General features: G+C 70.9%; 13 protein-coding genes and 1 pseudogene. 8 read left to right on the top strand and 6 right to left on the bottom strand.

Translation table 11 applies throughout. From position 1 onward, the window contains the following. Positions 1 to 159 precede the first annotated feature (159 nt). Positions 160 to 1,728, top strand: coding sequence for an alkyl hydroperoxide reductase subunit F (gene ahpF / locus BM070_RS12725; RefSeq protein WP_092939778.1), 1,569 nt, complete (start codon positions 160 to 162; stop codon positions 1,726 to 1,728). A 128-nt stretch (positions 1,729 to 1,856) separates the two neighbouring features. Here ahpF and BM070_RS12730 read toward each other — a convergent pair whose 3' ends face one another. Beyond that, entirely contained in the window at positions 1,857 to 2,762 is a 906-nt protein-coding gene (locus BM070_RS12730) for a LysR family transcriptional regulator (RefSeq protein WP_092939779.1), read from the bottom strand. 104 nt (positions 2,763 to 2,866) lie between these two features. On the opposite strand from BM070_RS12730, the gene BM070_RS12735 reads away from it, so the two are divergent. Beyond that, entirely contained in the window at positions 2,867 to 4,360 is a 1,494-nt protein-coding gene (locus BM070_RS12735; RefSeq protein WP_092939780.1) for a carboxylesterase/lipase family protein, read from the top strand. 87 nt (positions 4,361 to 4,447) lie between these two features. On the opposite strand, the gene BM070_RS25280 is transcribed toward BM070_RS12735, so the two are convergent. Next, positions 4,448 to 4,570 (bottom strand): hypothetical protein, encoded by a 123-nt coding sequence (locus BM070_RS25280; protein WP_281245415.1) that lies wholly within the window; start codon positions 4,568 to 4,570, stop codon positions 4,448 to 4,450. Between BM070_RS25280 and BM070_RS24240 the strand changes: the two genes are divergently transcribed. From BM070_RS24240 to BM070_RS12745, 3 genes are all read left to right on the top strand, one after another. Continuing rightward, complete coding sequence (locus BM070_RS24240) at positions 4,569 to 4,763, top strand: hypothetical protein (protein WP_217648946.1); 195 nt, start codon at positions 4,569 to 4,571, stop codon at positions 4,761 to 4,763. The two genes, BM070_RS25280 and BM070_RS24240, sit on opposite strands and share 2 nt — an antisense overlap. 53 nt (positions 4,764 to 4,816) lie before the next feature. Next, positions 4,817 to 7,021: a phosphocholine-specific phospholipase C gene (locus BM070_RS12740; protein WP_092939781.1), complete on the top strand. Its 2,205-nt coding sequence runs from the start codon at positions 4,817 to 4,819 to the stop codon at positions 7,019 to 7,021. 175 nt (positions 7,022 to 7,196) lie between these two features. Then, on the top strand, positions 7,197 to 7,970 hold the full coding sequence (locus BM070_RS12745) for a DeoR/GlpR family DNA-binding transcription regulator (RefSeq protein WP_092939782.1): 774 nt from the start codon (positions 7,197 to 7,199) through the stop codon (positions 7,968 to 7,970). A 41-nt stretch (positions 7,971 to 8,011) separates the two neighbouring features. Here the strand turns inward: BM070_RS12745 and BM070_RS12750 are convergent, their stop codons facing one another. The 4 genes from BM070_RS12750 to BM070_RS12765 all read right to left on the bottom strand — a co-directional run bounded on the left by BM070_RS12750 (position 8,012) and on the right by BM070_RS12765 (position 15,868). After that, positions 8,012 to 9,586 carry a methyl-accepting chemotaxis protein gene (locus tag BM070_RS12750; RefSeq protein ID WP_092939783.1) on the bottom strand — a complete coding sequence of 525 codons (1,575 nt, stop codon included), beginning with the start codon at positions 9,584 to 9,586 and terminating at the stop codon, positions 8,012 to 8,014. A gap of 135 nt (positions 9,587 to 9,721) precedes the next feature. Further along, entirely contained in the window at positions 9,722 to 11,305 is a 1,584-nt protein-coding gene (locus tag BM070_RS12755; RefSeq protein WP_092939784.1) for an efflux transporter outer membrane subunit, read from the bottom strand. Continuing rightward, positions 11,302 to 14,496 carry an efflux RND transporter permease subunit gene (locus BM070_RS12760; RefSeq protein ID WP_139222822.1) on the bottom strand — a complete coding sequence of 1,065 codons (3,195 nt, stop codon included), beginning with the start codon at positions 14,494 to 14,496 and terminating at the stop codon, positions 11,302 to 11,304. The genes BM070_RS12755 and BM070_RS12760 overlap by 4 nt, the downstream gene beginning before the upstream one ends. Positions 14,497 to 14,512: 16 nt before the next feature. Beyond that, a complete protein-coding gene (locus tag BM070_RS12765; protein ID WP_092939785.1) occupies positions 14,513 to 15,868 on the bottom strand; it encodes an efflux RND transporter periplasmic adaptor subunit in 1,356 nt (451 codons plus the stop codon). A 211-nt stretch (positions 15,869 to 16,079) separates the two neighbouring features. Between BM070_RS12765 and baeS the strand changes: the two genes are divergently transcribed. The 3 genes and pseudogenes from baeS (at position 16,080) to BM070_RS12780 (ending at position 20,254) form a co-directional block, all read left to right on the top strand. Continuing rightward, complete coding sequence (gene baeS, locus BM070_RS12770) at positions 16,080 to 17,549, top strand: sensor histidine kinase efflux regulator BaeS (protein ID WP_245785201.1); 1,470 nt, start codon at positions 16,080 to 16,082, stop codon at positions 17,547 to 17,549. Beyond that, entirely contained in the window at positions 17,546 to 18,274 is a 729-nt protein-coding gene (locus BM070_RS12775) for a response regulator (protein ID WP_092939786.1), read from the top strand. The genes baeS and BM070_RS12775 overlap by 4 nt, the downstream gene beginning before the upstream one ends. Before the next feature lie 310 nt (positions 18,275 to 18,584). Continuing rightward, positions 18,585 to 20,254, top strand: a pseudogene (locus BM070_RS12780) (methyl-accepting chemotaxis protein). Positions 20,255 to 20,436 lie beyond the last annotated feature (182 nt).

The raw sequence follows: 20,436 nt of genomic DNA on the forward strand, positions 1-20,436 counted from the left end.
GAAACCTCCCGCGATCCAGGAGGCGCCCCCCGGCGCCTCCCCGGCCGGACCCCAGCATGGCGCTCGTCGCCATGCCGTCCGGCTATTTTTTTGCCTGAATGCCCGCGCCCGTCGCCGGCCGGGCCCCAGACAAACACCCCCCAATACAGGATGCAAGCCATGCTCGACGACCAACTCAAAACCCAACTTTCCGCCTATCTGGAGCGCGTGACGCAGTCGTTCGAGATCGTGGCGTCCCTGGACGGCAGCGAGACCTCCGCCCAGATGCGCGAGCTGCTGGAAACCATCCAGTCCCTGCGCAGCGACAAGATCACCCTGCGCACCGATGGCGCCGATGCCCGCAAGCCGTCGTTCACGCTGCAGCGCGCCGGCACGCAGACCAGCCTGCGCTTCGCCGGCCTGCCGCTCGGCCATGAATTCACCTCGCTCGTGCTGGCGCTGCTCTGGACCGGCGGCCATCCCCCGAAGGTCGAGCAGGATGTGATCGAGCAGGTGCAGGCGCTCGAAGGCGACTTCGATTTCGAGGTCTATATGAGCCTGACCTGCCACAACTGCCCGGACGTGGTGCAGGCGATGTCGCTCATGGCCATCCTCAACCCCCGCATCCGCACCACCGTGATTGAAGGCGGCGCCTTCCAGCAGGAAGTGACCGACCGCGAGATCATGGCTGTGCCCATGGTGTTCCTCAACGGCCAGGTGTTCGGCTCCGGCCGCATGAGCATCGAGGAAGTCGTGGCCAAGCTCGACACCGGCGCCGCCAAGCGCGAAGCCGCCAAGCTCTCGGCCAAGGACGCGTTCGAGGTGCTGATCGTCGGCGGCGGCCCGGCCGGCGCGGCAGCGGCCGTGTACGCCGCCCGCAAGGGCATCCGCACCGGCGTGGCGGCCGAGCGTTTCGGCGGCCAGGTCAACGACACGCTGGACATCGAGAACTACATCTCGGTCAGCAAGACCGACGGCCCCAAGTTCGCCGCCGCGCTGGAGCAGCACGTGCGCGACTACGAGGTGGACCTGATGAACCTGCAGCGCGCCAAGTCGCTCACGCCGGCCCCCACCGAGGGCGGCCTGATCGAGGTCGAGCTGGAAAACGGCGGCACGCTCAAGTCCCGCTCCGTCATCATTTCGACCGGCGCGCGCTGGCGCAACATGAACGTGCCGGGCGAAGAGCAGTACCGCACCAAGGGCGTGACCTACTGCCCGCACTGCGACGGCCCGCTCTTCAAGGGCAAGCGCGTGGCGGTGATCGGCGGCGGCAACTCCGGCGTGGAAGCGGCCATCGACCTGGCCGGCGTGGTGGCCCATGTCACGGTGCTGGAATTCGCCGGTGAACTGAAGGCCGATGCCGTGCTGCAGCGCAAACTGCGCAGCCTGCCGAACGTGGACGTGATCCTCAACGCCCAGACCACCGAGGTGAAGGGCGACGGCAACCGCGTGACCGGCCTGAGCTACAAGGACCGCACCACCGAAGAGCACCATGTGCTGGCGCTGGAAGGCATCTTCGTGCAGATCGGCCTGCTGCCCAACACCGACTGGCTCAAGGGCACGGTGGAGCTGTCGCGCTTCGGCGAGATCGTGGTCGATTCGCATGGCCGCACCAGCGTGCCCGGCGTGTTCGCGGCCGGCGACTGCACCACGGTGCCGTACAAGCAGATCATCATCGCGGCCGGCGAGGGCGCGAAGGCGGCGCTGGGCGCGTTCGACCACCTGATCCGCACCTCGGCTCCGGCCTGAGATCGTGAACACGTTCTAGGGGCGCGGCGGGCCTTGCGCCCGTCAGCGGTAGAAAAGGAAAAGACGAAGGGAGCGGCCGCAGGGTCGCTCCCTTTTTTGCTGCCTTGCGCGCCGCCCGGCCGCGCCGCTCAGGCGGAGGCGAGCCGCCGGGGCAGGTGTTCCGCGAGCATCGCCAGGAAGCGGCGCGCCGCCGCCGTGAGCGCGCGGCCGCTGGGGTAGAGCGCATAGATGGTCGCCGGCTCCGGCGTCCAGTCCGGCAGCAGCCGCGTGAGGTGCCCGCGGGCGATCGCGTCCTGGCAGAGTGCCTGCGGCAGCGCGGCGACGCCCAGGCCCTGCAGCGCGGCCTGCAGCAGCGCCGTGGGCACGTTGGTGGTGAACACCGGCTCGAAGCGGTGCGTGGCCGTGTGGCGCCCGCGGCGTAGCCGCCAGACCCATTCGGCGCCGCGCCCGCCCAGGCCCAGGCAGCGCAGCGGCGCCAGGTCGTCCGGGTGCAGGGGCGCTGCGCCGGCTGCGAGCACGCCCGGGCCGGCCACGAGCGCGTAGTCCACGGCGGCGATCCTGCGCGCGACCAGCGAGGCATCCGGCAGCGGGGCGAAACCCGGATGGATGATGAGATCGGCATGCCGGTCGCCCGGGTCGAAGGCCCCGGCGACTTCTTCGAGATGCAGGCGCACATCCGGCATCGACGCCGCGAAACGGGCCGCCAGCCCGTCCACGATGGCCGCGCCGATGGCGGGCGGGCAGACCACGTGCAGCACGCCGCTGGGCCGGTTGCGCAGCCGGTCGGCCAGGGCCAGCACCTTGTCGGCCTCGGCCGCCAGCTGCACGCAGTGGGCATGGCATTGCGCGCCGAAGGACGTCAGCGCAAAGCCCTGGCCGCCCCGGTGGTAGAGCGGCAGGCCGAGCCGTGCTTCCAGCTCGCCGATGCGGCGCGCCAGCGTGGACTTGGGCAGGTCCAGACTCCGTGCCGCAGCGGAGATGCCGCCGTGCTCCACCACGGCCCTGAACAGGTACATGTCGTCGATGCCATGCATGCTGCCGTCCCATTCCTGTCGATATGAAGTCCTGATTATGGGACGGCTGGCGACGGGGCCCGGACGTAGGATTTCCCCATCGCAACACTCCAGGAGCCATTGCCATGCGGGAACCCTCCGAAACCATCGTCCATACCCTTTTCGGCGCGCTGCGCGGCGACGCGCACGACGGCGTCGCCTGCTTTCGCCGCGTGCCCTACGCTCCCGCGCCGGTGGGCCCCGGCCGATTCGCGCCGCCCGGCGAGCCGCCGTGCTGGGCCGGCGTGCGCGAAGCGCGCTCGCCTGGCACGGTGGCGCCGCAGCTGCCGTCGCGGCTGGACGCCGTCATGGGCGCCTACCCGGCGGACATGGACGAAGACTGCCTGCACCTGGACATCTGGACGCCCTGGCCGGACGGCGCGCTGCCTGCCGCGCCCGCGCCGGTGCTGGTCTTCCTGCACGGCGGCGCGTTCATGACGGGCGGCGGCTCGCTGCCTTGCTACGACGGCGCCTTGCTGGCCCGCCGGGCCGGCATCGTGGTGGTGAACGCCAGCTACCGGCTGGGGCTCTTCGGCTTTCTCGCGCACCCGGGCTTCGCGCCGGCCAACCTGGGGCTGCGCGACCAGCGGGCCGCCGTGCGCTGGGTGTCGCGGGCGATCGGCGCCTTCGGCGGCGATGCCGGGAACATCACGGTGGCCGGCCAGTCGGTGGGGGCCTTCGGCGTGGCGGCCTTGCTGGCCGAGCCGTCCTGCCGGGGGCTGTTCCAGCGGGCCATCCTCATGAGCGCGCCGCTGGGCCTGGCGCTGCCCCGCGCCCTGGCCGCGCCGCCGACGGCCGAGGCCCTGCTGCGTGCGCTGGGGCGCGATCCCGCGGACCTGGAGCCGCTGCGCACCCTGCCCGTGGCCGATCTGCTGGGTGCGCTGGACCGGGTGCAGCAGGCAGGCCGGCTGGAGCCGCCCCTGGTGCCGGGCGACATGACGCCGCCCTTCCTGCCCGCGATCGACGGGGACTGGCTGGCCCGCGACCCCCTCGATGCGCTGCGCGAAGGGGCTGGCGCCTGGTGCGACACCCTGGTGGGCACCACGCGCGACGAGTACGCGGCGTTCTCGCACGGCAACCCGTCGTTCGAGCGGTTCACGGCGGCCGAGCTGTGGACGGAATACGCACGCCTGCATGGCGAACGCGCGCAAGAAGCGCTGGCCTGCGCGCGGGCGCGGCTGGCGCCCGCCGATCCCGGCTCGGTGCTCAGCGCCCTGCGTGGCGACGAGATATTCACCGGCCCGGCGGTCGATCTGGCGCGGGCGCAGGCGCGGCATGGGGCGCGTTCGTACCTGTATCAGTTCGACTGGTCTGCGCCGCAGTCCGGCCTGGGCGCCTGCCACTGCATCGACCTGCCATTCCTCTTCGGCAACTTCGGCACATGGCAGGCCGCGCCCATGCTCCAGGGGGCCGGTGCGCGGGAGCTGCAGGATCTGTCGTCGATCTTCCAGGGAGCGCTCTGCGACTTCATCCGCACGGGCAGCCCCGACGGCGGCAGCCGGCCCCGCTGGCCCCAGTTCGGCCACAACGGAGCGCGCATGCATTTCGACGCCAGGGTGGGCGCCAGCGCCGATTGCTGAGGGCCGCGCAGGAGGGCAGGGCGCGTGGGGCAACGCGGAGGGCAAGAGGCTGCATCCCGGTCATCGGACTGACATGGGGCAGGCGGATCATGCGACCTGTTGATTTGCGAATTTGTGTGTTTGTGCAAATTTCTGCAAATAGGTCTGTCGTGCCCGGGCCTGGCCCGGCGGCAGGCCCATCGCTTCCTTCACCCCGATGAGGCCCTCCATGACCCCTTCCACAGATTCCCTCGCGCGTCCTCGCTGGATGCGGCTCGTTCTCGGCCTGATGGCCGGCTCGGCACTGGCCTGCGCCCTGGCCGGTTGCGGCGGCGGCGGCTCCGCCGGCAACGGCGGCGGCGGCAATCCGGGCAGCGGCAACCCGCCGGCTGCCGAGCAGCCGCGCCTGCGCTGCGCGCCGTAGCCCTCTTGCGCCGCCCTCCCATCCCACGCCCCCGGAACCCTCCCGCGCCCACCATGACCATCGATCTTTCCAAACGCAAGCTCCTGCAGGCCGCTGCAGGCACCACGGCCGGTGTTGCGGCACTGAGCCTTTTCCCGCCCAGCATCCGCCGCGCCCTGGCCATTCCCGCCGCCCAGCGCACCGGCACGATCGCGGACGTGCAGCACGTCGTGATCGTGATGCAGGAAAACCGCTCGTTCGACCACTACTTCGGCACGCTGGCCGGCGTGCGCGGCTTCGGCGACCGCTTCACCATTCCCCTGCCGAACGGCCGCAGCGTGTGGCAGCAGTTCGACGCCAACGGCAACCCCGTGCTGCCCTATCACCTGGATCAGTCCGCCGGCAACGCCCAGCGCGTGAGCGGCACGCCGCACAGCTGGGTGGATGCGCGCAACGCCTGGGACCGTGGCCGCATGAGCGAATGGCCGCGCTACAAGAAGCCGCAGTCCATGGGCTACTACATGCAGACCGAGGCCCCGTTCCAGTTCGCGCTGGCCAATGCCTTCACGGTGTGCGATGCGTATTTCTGCTCGCTGCACGGCGGCACCAACTCCAACCGGCTCTTCCACTGGACCGGCACCAACGGCGCCACCGGGCCCTCCGGCCAGGTGGTGGTGAACAACGTCTGGGACGAACTGGATTCGGACACCGACATCCGCACAGGCGGCTACGACTGGACGACCTACCCGGAGCGCCTGCAGCAGGCCGGCGTGTCGTGGATGGTCTATCAGAACATGCCCGACAACTTCACCGACAACCCCCTCGTCGGCTTCAAGCAGTACCGCCAGGCCAACCTCGCCTCGGGCAAGCCGGTGTACAGCGACCAGGCCGTCTGCCCGGCCTACGACCCGGCCAAGGACGATGCCGGCAACCCGCTCTACAAGGGCATCGCCAACACCATGCCCGACGGGGGCTTCCTCGGCACCTTCCGCCAGGCCGTGCTCGACGGCTCGCTGCCGCAGGTGTCGTGGATCATTCCGCCGGCCACCTATTCCGAGCATCCCGGCCCGTCCAGCCCCGTGCAGGGCGCCTGGTACGTGCAGGAACTGCTGGACGCGCTCACCGCCAACCCCGACGTGTGGAGCAAGACCGTGCTGCTCATCAACTTCGACGAGAACGACGGCTACTTCGACCACCTGCCGCCCCCTTGCGCGCCCTCGCTGGACGGGCAGGGCGGCACGCTGGGCAAGTCCACGCTGGCGGCGGGCGACATGGCCTACGAGTACTACACCCACACGCCCTACGCCGGCACCAACATGCCGCCGCCCGACGGCGATTGCTACGGCCCGGGACCGCGGGTGCCGATGTGGGTGATCTCACCCTGGAGCCGCGGCGGCTGGGTGAATTCGCAGCACTTCGACCACACCTCGATCCTGCGTTTCCTGGAGGCGCGCTTCGGCGTGAAGGCGCCGCTGATCAGCCCGTACCGCCGCGCCGTCTTCGGCGACCTGACCAGCGCCTTCAACTTCGCCACGCCCAACGATGCGCCCCTGGCCACCCTGGCGGGCCGGCGCAGCAAGGTGGACGCCGACGCGCTGCGCACCGCGCAGGGGGCGCTGCCGCAGATCGCCGTGCCGTCGCCACAGGCGCTGCCGCTCCAGGATGCGGGCACGCGCCCGTCCCGCGCGCTGCCCTACGAGCTGCACACCAGCGCCCGCGCCGACGCCGCCGGCGGCACGGTGCAGCTGATCTTCTCCAACACCGGCAGCGCCGCGGCCGTGTTCCACGTCTATGACCGGCTGCACCTGGACCGCGCGCCCCGGCGCTACGTGGTGGAGGCGGGCAAGCAGCTCGACGACCGCTGGGACACCACGGCCGACAGCGGCGCCTACGACCTCTGGGTGCTCGGCCCCAACGGCTTTCACCGCAGCTTCGTGGGCAACCTGGCCGCGCTGCGCGCCGCCGCAACGCCCCACCCCGAGGTGCGCGTGTGCTACGACATCGACAAGGGCAACGTCTATCTCACGCTCATGAACCAGGGCACCGCCAACGCGGCGCTGCAGGTCAAGGCCGCCGCCTATCGCAACGACGGCCCCTGGAGCGCCAGCGTGGCGCCGGGGCAGACGCAGGAGCTGCACTGGGACCTGGGCGGCAGCGCCAGCTGGTACGACTTCGTGGTCACCTGCGATGCGCTGCCGGGCTTCGTGCGGCGCTTCGCCGGCCGCGTCGAGACCGGCCGTGACGGGCTGAGCGACCCGGCCATGGCCGCCGCGGGCTGAGCTGCCGCGCTGCCGCGCGCACGGCGGCCCGCTCGCAGAGAGCGCGCCGCCGTGGCACGATGAGGGCGCGTTCGCGTCGCCGGGGGCTCCTGCATGGCAGCAGCCCCCGGCGGCCGTTCCACCCCTGCATTCCGCACCCCTTCGTTCCATCCCCGCCAGGAGCCCTGAACCCGCCATGCTGCAAGAGGAGCGCCTGCTGCGCATCGAATCCCTGCTGGCCACCGACGTGCGCGTGAGCACCGAACGGATCGCCCAGGAACTGGACATCTCCCGCGAAACCGCGCGCCGCGACATCCTGGCGCTCGAATCCCGTGGCGCGCTGCGCCGGGTGCACGGCGGCGCCGTGGCCCTCAACCCCGTGATGCCCGAGGCCCCCTATGCCGAACGCCAGCGGCTGCGCGAGCGGGAAAAGCGCGCCATCGCCAAGGCCGCGCTGCGGCTGGTCTCGCCCGGGCAGACGCTGTTCATGGACGCGGGCAGCACCATGCACTGCTTCGCGCAGGAGCTGCGTTCCCTGAAGGGCCTGACCGTGGTCACCAATTCCATCGCCATCGCGCTGACGCTCGCCTCCCCGGACGGCAGCGGGGGCCACCGCGTGGTGCTGCTGGGCGGCGAGCCCCGCGCCGACGTGCAGGCCACCTTCGGCGAGGCCACGGTGGGCGAGATCCACCGCTTCCGGGCCGACATCGCCATGCTCTCGCCCGTGGGCCTGTGCGTGCAGCAGGGCGCGAGCAGCTACGAACACCACGAGGCCGCCGTGGCGCAGGCCATGGTGCGGCAGGCGGACCAGGTGGCGCTGCTGGCCGACCACACCAAGATCGGCGCGGCCAGCCGCCTGGCCTATTGCACGGCGCAGGACGTGGACGTGCTGGTCACCAACCGCCACGCCTCCACGCAGGCCGGGCTGGCGCTGCTGCAGCGCGAGGTGGGGCGGCTGGTGGTCGCCTAGAGGCTGTAACCACGGGCGGCCGCTGAAGCCACCTCCCGCGTTCAGCCGTGCGCCGGGGTGCCCCCCCGGGCGGCATTGCCGTTCAGGCGGAAGATCGAAACCGCATCCATGAGGGTGCGGGCCTGGCGCTCCAGGCTGTGCGCCGCCGCGGCGCTTTCTTCTGCCAGCGCCGCATTGCGCTGGGTGGAGTCGTCCAGCTCGCCGATGGCGCTGCCCACGGCCGCGACGCCGGTGCTCTGCTCCGCGGTGGCCGTGGCGATCTCCTTGACCATGGTGGCCATGCGCTGCACGGCGGTTTCGATCTCCTGCATCGCATCGCCGGACTCGGTCGCGATGGTGGAGCCGCTCTCCACCTGGGACTGGCTGGTCTGGATCAGCGCCTTGATCTCCCGGGCGGCGGCCGCGCTGCGCTGCGCCAGGTTGCGCACTTCCGACGCCACCACGGCGAAGCCGCGGCCTTCCTCGCCGGCACGGGCGGCCTCGACGGCGGCGTTCAGCGCCAGGATGTTGGTCTGGAAGGCGATGCCGTCGATCACGCCGATGATGTCGCCGATGCGGTTGGAGCTGCCGTTGATGTCGCGCATGGCTTCCACGACGCGCGATACCGCGCTGCGGCCCTTGAGGGCCACCTCGGCCGCGTCTTCGGCCAGCCGGCTCGCGGCATGCGTGTGGTCGGCGTTCGAGCGCACGGACTGCGTGAGCTCGTCCATGGTGGCTGCCGTTTCCTCCAGCGCGCTCGCCTGGCGCTCGGTCTGCTGGCTCAGGTTGGAGCTGCCCGCGGCGATCTGCGTGGCGCCGGTGGAGATGGAGTCGGAGGCCTGCTGCACCTGGGTGACGATGCCGTGCAGGCTTTGCTGCATGGAGGCGATCAGCGCGAGCACGCTGTCGGGCTGGGCGGAGGCCGGCAGGGTGATCGGTGTCAGGTCACCTTGGGCGACCTGCAGCGCCGCGCCGCCCAGTTCGGTGGGCTCGCCGCCCAGCGAGCGGCGGACGCTGCGCACGATGGCCCAGGCGGCGCCCGCGGCCAGCAGCGCGCCCAGCCCGCCCAGCGCCAGGGCCAGCCAGGCGGTCCGCTGCGCGTCCTGCCGCGCGTCCTGCGCGAGCGAGGCGGAGAGTTCCACCTGCCGCTTCACGCCGTCGTCCATCGCCTTGACGAGCGGCATCTGGCGTTCGCGCATCGGACCGATCAGGTTCTTGCGGGCGTCGTCCAGCGAGCCGGCCAGCGCCAGCCGGGCGGTGTTGTCGATCTCGGTGTTGAAGGGCTCCAGCAGCCGGGCGATGTCCTGCAGGTGGCGGCGCTCGGCGTCGTCGGTTTCGACCAGCAGCAGGTCCGCCACGATCTTCTGGTTGGCGGCCTTGATGGCGTTCGCCTTCTTCAGCTCGGCGTCCTGGAAGGCGCGGTCCGGGCTGATGAGCACGTTGCGCAGCTGGTGGCCCTGGGCGTTGAAGTTGTTGCGCAGCAGCTGGAGCTGTTCCAGGCGCACGATCCGCTGGCTGGCGATGACATCGGCCACGTCGGCCAGGCCGCTCATGCGCAGGGAGAAGTAGCCGCAGACGATGATGAGCAGTGCAACGATGAGTGCGTAGCCCAGAGCGATGCGCGTGGAGAGCTTCATGGCAACGTGGCGATGTGATCGTGGTGCCACGAATGTATCAATATGTCACTTTCACATCGTGAAGAATTGACAGCTGTTGGGCCCTGCCTACAGAGGCTGGACGCAGCGTTCTGCCGTGTGACCCCGGCGGTGCGCTCAGTCCGCGCCGCCCAGCACCTTGTAGAGCGTGATGCGGTTGGTCTGCTCGGTCAGCTGCAGGCCGATCAGCGTCTGCTGCGCGGCGTAGAGCGAGCGCTGCGCGTCCAGCACCGCGAGGTAGCTGTCGGCGCCCAGGCGCCAGCGCGCCAGGGTCAGGTCCAGCGCCCGCTGCGTGTTGGCGACCAGCGATGCCTGCGCCTGCAGGCGTTCCTGCAGCGTGGCGCGGTCGGCCAGGGCGTCCGCCGCCTCGCGGAAGGCGGTCTGCACGGCCTTGTCGTACTGCGCCAGCGCCGTGTCGCGGGCCACTTCGGCCACGCGCAGGTTGGCCTGGTTGCGGCCCGCGTCGAAGATCGGCAGGCGGATCTGCGGCGCGAAGCTCCAGGTGCTGTTGCCCGATCCGAAGAGGCCCGAGAGCGCGTTGCTGGCCGTGCCGACGCTGGTCGTGAGCGTGATCGACGGGAAGAACGCGGCGCGCGCGGCACCGATGCTGGCGTAGCTGCCCTGCAGCGACCGTTCGGCGGCCTGGATGTCCGGGCGGCGCAGCAGCACGCTGGAGGGCAGGGCGGAGGGCACGGCCAGCAGCGGGGCGGCTTCCAGCGTGGGGCGCTGCCAGCGCGCGGCGTCGGGGCTGCCGGCCTGTGCCGATGGGGCCGCGCCGGCAGCCGCTTCCATGGTGGTGGGCGTGGCAGCCAGGGCGAAGGCTTCCACCGCGCTGGGCGGCAGCAGCGTCTCGGGCAGTGGCGCGCCGACCAGCAATTGCAGGGCGTTGCGGTCCTTGGCGATCTGCGCGGCGGCGGCGGCGGCATCGGCGCGGGCGCTGTCCACCGTGGTCTGCGTCTGGGTCAGTGTCAGGCCCGAGGTGGCGCCGCGTTCGCGGCTCTGGCGCGACACGGCGAGCGACTGCTCGCGCGTGCGCAGCGTTTCGCGGGCCAGCAGCAGGCGGCGCGCGTCGGCATCGAGCGTGAGCCAGGCGCCCGCCACGTCGGCGATGAGCGACAGGCGCAGGCTGCGCGCGTTCTCGCCCACGCGCAGGAATTCCTGCAGCGCGGCGTCGTTCAGGTTGCGCACGCGGCCGAAGAAGTCGAGCTCGTAGCTCGCGAAGCCGACCTGGGCGCTGTATTGGCCCGTGGTGTTGCTGCGGCCGGCGGCGGTCAGGTCGTCGGCCGTGCGTGCGCGTGTGCCTCCGCCGGTGGCGGCCACGGTGGGCAGCAGGTCGGCGCGGCTCACGCCGTACTGGGCGCGGGCGCGCTCGATGGCGAGCAGGGCCACGCGCAGGTCGCGGTTCCCTGCCAGGGCGCGGCCGACCACGTCGCGCAGGCGCGGGTCGGTGATGAACGATTCCCAGGCCGGCAGGCGGGCGCCGTCCTGCGCGGCAGCGTCGGCCGATGCGCTGGCCGCAGCGGTTGACGCAGCGGTTGAGGTCGCGGAGGCGCCGGCCGTGGCCTGGCCCTCCAGCGTGGCGGGCACCGGCAGGGCCGGCGGCGCATAGGGCGGCGCCAGATTGGCGCAGCCGGCCAGCAGCGCGGCGGCGGCGCAGGCCAGCAGCGCGCGGCGCGATGGGGGGAGCGAGATGCGCGTCATGCGGAGGCTCCGGAAGAAGAGTCGCCTGCGCCCGGGTGGGAGGGCGGGGCGCTGCCGGCATCGCGCACGGCGCCGCGGGCGAAGAAGCTGCGGATCAGCACGAAGAACACCGGCACGAAGAAGATGCCCAGCACCGTGGCGGCCACCATGCCGCCCAGCACGGCCGAGCCGATGGCCTGGCGCCCGCCGGCGCCCGCGCCCGTGCCGATGGCCAGGGGCAGCACGCCGAAGCCGAAGGCCAGCGAGGTCATGAGGATGGGGCGCAGCCGCAGCCGCACGGCTTCGAGCGTGGCGTCGATCACGCTCTTGCCGGCGGCCTGCAGCTGGGTGGCGAATTCCACGATCAGGATGGCGTTCTTGCAGGCCAGCCCCACGGTGGTGAGCAGGCCCACCTGGAAGTACACGTCGTTCGACAGCCCGCGGATGCCGATGCCCAGCAGCGCGCCCACGATGCCCAGCGGCACCACCAGGATCACCGAGAACGGCACCGACCAGCTTTCGTAGAGCGCCGCCAGGCACAGGAACACGAACAGGATGGAGACGGCGTAGAGCGCCGGCGCCTGCGAGCCCGAGAGCCGTTCCTGGAAGGAGGCGCCGGTCCATTCGTAGCCGATGCCCGGGGGCATCTGCTTCATGATGTCTTCCACCGCCGCCATGGCCGCGCCGGAGCTCACGCCCGGCGCCGCGTCGCCCACGAATTCATAGCTGGAGCTGCCGTTGTAGCGCTGCAGCTGGGGCGAGCCGTAGGTCCAGTAGGTGCTGGAGAAGGCCGAGAACGGCACCATCTGGCCCTGGTTGTTGCGCACCGTCCAGGGGCCGATGTCCTGCGGCAGCATGCGGAAGGGCGCATCGCCCTGCATGTAGACGCGCTTGACCCGGCCCTTGTTGAGGAAGTCGTTCACGTAGGTGCCGCCGATGGCGCTGGAGAGCGTGCTGTTGATGTCGGCGGTCGCCAGGCCCAGCGCGCCGGCCTTGGCGTCGTCGATGGTCACGCCCAGCTGCGAGGTGTCGTCCGCGTTGTTGAAGCGCAGGTTGGAGATCTCGTGCCGGCCGCGGGCCAGCTCCAGCACCTTGTCGCGCGCGGCCACCAGCGCCTCGTGGCCCAGTCCGTTCAGGTCCTTGAGCTGGAAGTTGAAGCCCGCGTTGGCGCCCAGGCCGCGCACGGCCGGCGGCAGCACCACGAAGATGCGCGCATCGCGGATCTGGCGCAGGTCGCGCGTGGCCTTGCGGGCGATGGCGTCGGCGCTCTGCTCGGGCCGGGTGCGCTGGCTCCAGTCGGTCAGGCGCACGAAGCCGCGCGCCGAGCTCTGGTCGCCGTTGGCGCCGGTGATGGAGTTGAAGCTCACCACGTCGGGCTGGGCGGCGAAGTATTTCTGCACCTCGGCCATCACGGCCTGCAGCCGCGTGTTGGAGGAGCCCGCCGGCAGCGTGATCTGGATCTGCACCGCGCCCTGGTCTTCGTTGGGCAGGAACGAGGTGGGCAGGCGCATGAAAAGCACCGCCATGCCGCCCACGATGAGCGCATAGACGACCATCATGCGGCCGCCCCGGCGCACCACGCGGCCCACGCCGCGCTGGTAGCCGTCGGCCGTGCGGTCGAAGCGGCGGTTGAAGCCGTCGAAGAAACGGTCCGTCAGGCCCATCAGCCCGCGCCGCGGCGCGGCCCCGTGGGGGCTGTGCGCGCCCTTGGGGATCGGCTTGAGCAGCGTGGCGCAGAGCGCCGGCGTGAGCGTCAGCGCCACCAGCACCGACAGCACCATGGCCGAGACGATGGTGATGGAGAACTGCCGGTAGATCACGCCCGTGGAGCCGCCGAAGAAGGCCATGGGGATGAACACCGCCGACAGCGTGAGCGCGATGCCCACCAGGGCCGGCGTGATCTCGGCCATGGACTTGCGCGTGGCCTCCTTCGGGGAGAGGCCTTCCTCGCTCATCACGCGCTCGACGTTCTCCACCACCACGATGGCGTCGTCCACCAGCAGGCCGATGGCCAGCACCATGCCGAACATGGTCAGCGTGTTGATCGAATAGCCCGCGGCCGACAGCACGCCGAAGGTGCCCAGCAGCACCACCGGCACCGCGATCGCGGGGATCAGCGTGGCGCGGAAGTTCTGCAGGAAGAGATACATCACCAGCACCACCAGGGCCATGGCTTCCACCAGGGCCTTGATGACCTCTTCGATCGAGGCCTTGACGAAGGGCGTGGTGTCGTAGCTGGTGAAGGGCTTGAGCTCGTAGGGGAAGAAGGGCTGCAGCTCGGCGATCTTGGCGTTCACCGCCTCGGCCACCGCCATGGCGTTGGCGCCGTCGGCCAGCACCACGCCCATGCCCGCGCCGGGCTGGCCATTGAGGCGCGTGGTGATGGTGAGGTTGTCCGCGCCCAGCTCGATGCGCGCCACGTCCTTCAGCCGCACCACGGCGCCGTCGGTGGCGACCTTGAGCACGATGTTCTCGAACTGCTCCTTGCTCTGCAGCTTGCTGCGCGCCGTGATGGTGGCGTTGAGCTGCTGCTGGCCCACGGCGGGCAGGGCGCCCAGCTGGCCGGCCGAGACCTGGGCGTTCTGCGAGTTGAGCGCGCTGCCCACGTCGGAGGGCATGAGCCCGTATTTCTCCAGCTTGGCCGGGTCCATCCACACACGCATGGCGTAGCCCGTGCCCAGCGTGGCCACGTCGCCCACGCCGTCGATGCGGCTGATGACGTCCACCAGGTTGCTGGAGATGTAGTCGCCGATGTCCACCTGCGAGGCCGACGGGTCGGGCGAGGTGAAGGTGATGACCATCAGGTAGTCGTTGCCGCCCTTGGTCACCGTGACGCCGCGGCTCTGCACGGCCGGCGGCAGGCGCGACATGGCCTGCTGCAGCTTGTTCTGCACCTGCACCTGGGCCACGTCGATGTTGGTGCCGGCGTTGAAGGTGAGCGTGGTGCGCGAGTTGCCCGAGGCATCGCTGGTCGAGCCCATGTAGATGAGGTTGTCCAGCCCCTTGAGCTGCTGCTCGATCACCTGGGTGACCGAATCCTCCACCGTCTTGGCCGAGGCGCCCGTGTAGGTGGCGCTGATGGACACGCGCGGCGGGGCGATGTCCGGGTACTGCTCCAGCGGCAGGTTGCGGATGGAGAGCGCGCCCGCCAGCATGATGATGATGGCGATGACCCACGCGAAGATGGGCCGGTTGATGAAGAACTGTGCCATGGGCCGCGTTCCCCGGTCAGCGCGAGGCGGCCACGGCCGGCGCGGACGCTGCGGCTGCGGCAGGGGCTGCTGCCGCCGTGCCGCCGCCTGGTTGCGAGGCTGGTGCGGCTTGGGCGGCTTGCGCGGCCTGCGGCTTGATCTGCACTTCCACCGGCTCAGCGGCGTCGCCCGGCTTCACGCGCTGCAGGCCATCGACCACCACGCGGTCGCCGGCCGCGAGGCCCTGGGTGACCAGCCAGCGGTTGCCCACGGCGGAGCCCACCTCGATGCGGCGGCGCTCGATCTTGCTCTGCGCATTCACCAGCAGCACGCTGGCGCTGCCGGCCGTGTCGCGCGACACGCCCTGCTGGGGCACCAGCAGGGCCTGCTCATCCACGCCGGCCTGCAGCACGGCGCGCACGTACATGCCGGGCAGCAGCAGGCCGTCGGGGTTGGGCACTACGGCGCGCAGCGTGATGGTGCCGGTGGTCGGGTTCACGTTCACGCCGCTGAACTGCAGCCGGCCCGGATGCGGATAGGTGCTGCCGTCTTCCAGCAGCAGCTGGATGCGCGCGCTGCCGCCATCCGCCTGCTGGAAGCGGCCCTGCGCCATGTCGCGCTTCAAGCGCAGCACGTCGGTGGTGGACTGGGTCACATCCACATAGAGCGGGTCGATCTGCGAGATGGTGGTGAGCGCGCCCGTCTGGTTGGCCGTGACCAGCGCGCCCGGCGTGACCGTGGACGTGGTGGTGCGCCCGCCGATGGGCGCCTTGATGCGGGTGTAGCCCAGGTTGATGCGCGCGTTCTCCACCGCCGCCGCCGCCACGCCCAGGTCGGCACGCGCCTGCGAGAGCGCGGCCTGGCTGTCGTCATAGACCTGGCGGCTGATGGCGTCGATCTTCACCAGCTCGGCATTGCGCCGCGCATTGGTTTCGGCCGTGGTGACGGCCGAGCGGGCCTTGGCCTGGGCGGCCTCGGCGCTGGCCAGGGCCACGGCGAAGCCCGCATCGTCCAGCTGATAGAGCACCTGCCCGGCCTTGACCGAGGCGCCTTCCGTGAAAAGCCGCTTTTGCACGATGCCGCCCACCTGGGGCCTGATCTCGGCGCTCAGGTAGGCCGTGGTGCGGCCCGGCAGCTCGGTGGTGACCGTCTGCCGCTGCGGCTGCAGCGTGACCACGCCGACCTGCACCGGCCCGCGCGCCGCAGGCTGCTGCGCGGCCTTGTCGGAGCAGGCGGACAAGGCGACGAGCGCCACCAGCGCCGCAGCGCCGGCCCGCCAGCGCAGGCCGTGCCCCGGGCGGGTGCGCGGCGCGGCGGCAGGGGTGGCGAAGAGGTCGGATGCGGGCGGGAATGCGGGAGACGGGCGGTTGCTGGGGCGAGGGGGCGGATTCATCGTGCGGGCGCAAACCGGAGGGCGGAGGGCTGGGGGAGACTTGGAACATTCTGCCGGCGAATGTGGGAGAAAGGTTGAAGCGCCCCGCGCCGCGCCGGGTCGTGCGCCCGGGGCGGCGCGGCGGGTGATCTAATCCCTGCGCGACCCCTGGGAGATCGTGAACACGTTCTCAGGCGGCACCCTTTTCATCACCCTCGCTCCACAGGTATCCGTGCAACTTCCCTGGCGTCGCTTCCAGCCCGGCATCACGGCGCAGCTCTTCCTGGCCGTGCTCAGCACGGCCATCTTCATGGTCGTGGCCATGGGCGCGGCGGCGCAGTGGAGCTTCAGCCGCGGCTTCCTGGGCTATCTGAACGAAGCGGCGGCCGACCGCCTGCAGGCCGTGCGCCCGCGGCTGGAGCAGGCCTACGCCGAAAACGGCGGGCAGTGGGACTTCCTGCGCGATGACCGCAAGCGCTGGTTCAAGCTGCTGCGCCCGGTGGCCGACGCCGATGCCTCCCCCGCGGCCGTGCTCGCGCAGCGCCCGCTGTCGGACCTGACCGGCGCGGCCCTGCGCAGCACGCTGCTCGATGCCGAGCTGCATTTCGTCGTCGGCTACGAGGGCTTCCGGCTCGATGCGCCCCGCTGGTCGGTGCAGGTAGGCGGCCGCACGGTGGGCTGGATCACCACCGCGCCGTTCGAAAGCGTGAGCGCGGCGGGCGACGTGCGCTTCGCCGCCAGCCAGTACCGCGCCAGCTGGACCATGGGCGCCGTCTCCGTGCTGCTGGCCGCGCTGATCGCGCTCTGGGCGGCGCGCCGGCTGCTGCGCCCCTTGCGGGCGGTGGCGGCGGCCACCCACCGGCTGGCGGCGGGCGACTATGCCACCCGCGTGCCGGTGGTGGCGGCCGGCGAGGTCGGCCAGCTCGCCTCGGACTTCAACCGCCTGGCCGTCACCCTGGAGCGCAACGAGCAGATGCGGCGCGACTTCATGGCCGACATATCGCACGAGCTGCGCACGCCGCTGGGCGTGCTGCACGGCGAGCTGGAGGCCATGGAAGACGGCGTGCGCCCGCTCAACCGCGCGGCGGTGCATTCGCTGCAGGCCGAGGTCGCCACGCTCAACAAGCTGGTGAGCGATCTCTACGACCTGTCGCTGGCCGAAGCCGGCGCCATGACCTTCCGGCTGGTGCCGCTCGATCTGGCGGAGCTGCTGCAGGCCAGCGCCACGGCCTACCGTTCGCGGCTGGCCAGTGCCGGCATCGCGCTGGAGATGCGGCTGGCGGCGCAGTCGCTGGCCGTGGCGGGCGACGGGCGGCGGCTGCACCAGCTCTTCGGCAACCTGCTGGAGAACGCGGTGCGCTACACCGACGGCGGCGGCACGCTGCGCATCGAGGCCGAGCGCGATGCCGCGGGCTGGGTGCGGGTGGCGTTCAGCGATTCGGCCCCCGGCGTGGCGCCCGAGCATCTGCCGCGCCTCTTCGACCGCTTCTACCGCGTGGATGCCTCGCGCAACCGCGCCAGCGGCGGCGCCGGCCTGGGCCTGGCCATCTGCCGCCGCATCGCCGAAGCCCATGGCGGCCGCATCGAAGCCCGGCAGTCGCCGCTGGGCGGCCTGTGCGTGCTGCTGTGGCTGCCGGTGCCAGTGGGCGATTCGCTCGCGCAGGGTGCGAGCCTTCCCCCGTCGATGGAGGAAGCGCCATGAGTTCCTTGGTGCAGCGCGCAGCCGAGGCCGTGCCGCCGGCCCGCATCCTGGTGGTGGAGGATGAGCCCAAGATGGCCGCGCTGCTGCTGGACTACCTGCGCGCCGCCGGCCACGAACCGCACTGGCTGGACGATGGCCGCGCCGTGGCGCCCCATGTGCGCGAGCACGCGCCCGACCTGGTGCTGTTGGACGTGATGCTGCCCGGCCGCGATGGGCTGGAGGTGTGCCGCGAGCTGCGCGGCTTCAGCGACGTGCCCATCGTCATGCTCACCGCGCGCGTGGAAGAGGCCGACCGCCTGGCCGGCCTGGAGTGGGGCGCCGACGACTACATCTGCAAGACGCCGTTCAGCCCGCGCGAGATCGTGGCGCGCGTCAAGGCCATCCTGCGGCGCAGCCGGCTGGTGCCGGCGCAGGCCGCCGCGCCCGCACCCGTGAGCGAGCCGGTGCTGCGCATCGACGTGGAGAGCTACCGCGCCTACTTCCACGGCGCGCTGCTGGACCTGACGCCCGTCGAATTCCGCCTGCTGCGCACCCTGGCCGCGGCGCCCGGGCATGTCTTCTCGCGCGACGTGCTGCTGACCAAGCTGCACCACGACCACCGCGCCGTGACCGACCGGGCGGTGGACAGCCACATCAAGAACCTGCGCCGCAAGCTGGCCCAGGTGGATGCGGACTGCGATCCGATCCGCGCGGTCTATGGCGTGGGCTTCCGGCTCGATCTGTAGCGCTTGGCCTGCCGGGCGCTGCCCGGGAATACCTTCTGCGTTTCCTTCTCCACTGGGCCCTTGGGCGCCCAGGCGGCCTGCGTTGCGCGCGGTCTTCGCATTTTCTTGATGTGGGTCAAGCGCTACCCAATCAGTCTCGCGGGCCCGCTCGCGCTCTGGAGAATGCTGTTTACCAGCAGATGAAATTCTGGATGATTTGATGGATATGAAATAACATTTGAAAAAAATGTGAAATAAAACATTAAGTGCGGCTGGCGGGTGGGCGATCCCCATACCCCCGGTCGGTGGAACCCGCCATATCGAGGACCTCATGCGCGTCAACCTTCCCGTTACCACCCGCGAATATCCCTTCCCTCGCGGAGAGACCCTGGTTTCCACGACCGACCTGCAGGGTCGCATGCTGTACTGCAACCCGATGTTCATCGAGGTCAGCGGCTACACGCGCGAGGAATTGCTGGGCCAGCCGCACAACATGATTCGCCACCCCGACATGCCCGAGGAAGCCTTCCGCGACATGTGGGCCACCATCTCTTCCGGCCTGCCCTGGTCGGCCCCGGTGAAGAACCGGCGCAAGGACGGCGACTTCTACTGGGTGATGGCCAACGTCACGCCGCTGATCGAGGGCGACCGTCCGGTGGGCTACATGTCGGTGCGCACCGAGGCCACGCGCGAGCAGATCCAGGCGGCGGAAGCGCTCTACGCCCGCATGCGCGCCGAGAAGGAGTCCGGCCGCCAGGTGCTGGCGCTGCAGGCCGCCCGCCTGGTGAGCAACACCCCGCTGGGGCGCGTGGCGCAGGCCCTGCGGCTGGGCATGGGCACCAAGGTGTGGATGGCCTGCGCGGCCGTGTTCCTGGCCTGCCTGCTGGCCTCGCTGGCCGGCACGCCGCTGTCGGGCATGGGGGCTGCGGCAGCCTGGCTGGCGGCGCTCGCCGTGGCCGCGGGCGCGGCCTTCTACATCAGCAGCGCCGCCGTCGCGCCGCTGGGCCAGATGGTGCGTGCGGCCAACCGCATGGCAGCCGGCGACCTCACGCAGTCGCTGCAGGTCACGCATTCCGACCTGATGGGCGATCTGCAGAAGGCGCTGAGCCAGCTCAACGTGAACCTGCTGTCCATCGTGCGCGACGCGCGCGAGGAGAGCGAGAAGATGCGCAACGCCACGCAGGAGATCGCGCGCGGCAACCGCGACCTCTCCAGCCGCACCGAGACCCAGGCCAGCAGCCTGGAGGAGACGGCCGCGTCGATGGAGGAGATCACCGGCACCGTCAAGCTCACGGCCGAATCTGCCAGCAAGGCCAGCCAGATGGCCAACCGCGCGACCGATGTGGCCGAGCGCACCAGCGAGGCCGTCAACAGCGTGGCCGACACCATGAAGCAGATCCAGGCCGCGTCGGGGCGCATCGGCGAGATCACCAGCTCATCGACAGCATCGCCTTCCAGACCAACATCCTGGCGCTGAACGCCGCCGTGGAAGCCGCCCGCGCCGGCGAGCAGGGCCGGGGCTTCGCCGTGGTGGCGCAGGAGGTGCGCAGCCTCTCGCACCGCACGCAGACGGCCGCCAAGGAAATCCGCGCGCTCATCGACGATTCGGCCGCCAAGGTGCAGGAAGGCCATCGCAAGACCGACGGCGCACAGACCACCATGGGCGAATCGCTGGAACTCGTGCGCGACATGAGCGCGCTGATCGGCGAGATCCACAGCGCGGCCAACGAACAGCTCTCGGGCATCTCGCAGATCAATTCCGCCGTGGCCCACCTGGACACCATCACCCAGCAGAACGCGGCGCTGGTCGAGCACAGCGCCGGCCTCGCGCAGCAGCTGCAGACCCAGGCGCAGACCGTGACCGAGACGGTGCAGATCTTCCGCGTCGCGGCCGGCACGTCCGCTGCCACGCGGCAGGACGCGGTATCGCTGCGCAAGGCCATGAAGGTGCAGCAGGCCCAGGCGGGCTCCTCCAGCCAGGCGATGCTGGAACAGGCCTAAGTGGAATGGGCCTGGGTGCCCAGGCCCAAGACCGGCGCGCTCCCCGTAGGTCAGCCCTCCGGTTCAAGGCCAAATCACCCTCTGGCGCAGGCTGAGCAAGCGCAGTGTGCTATCAATAGCGTAGCGATGGTGCTCGCGTGCGCCGCTGCCTGCGTTAACAAACGTGTCCGCGCACCCGGCGT

It is taken from the genome of Paracidovorax wautersii (assembly GCF_900113035.1).
Lineage (GTDB): Bacteria > Pseudomonadota > Gammaproteobacteria > Burkholderiales > Burkholderiaceae_C > Paracidovorax > Paracidovorax wautersii.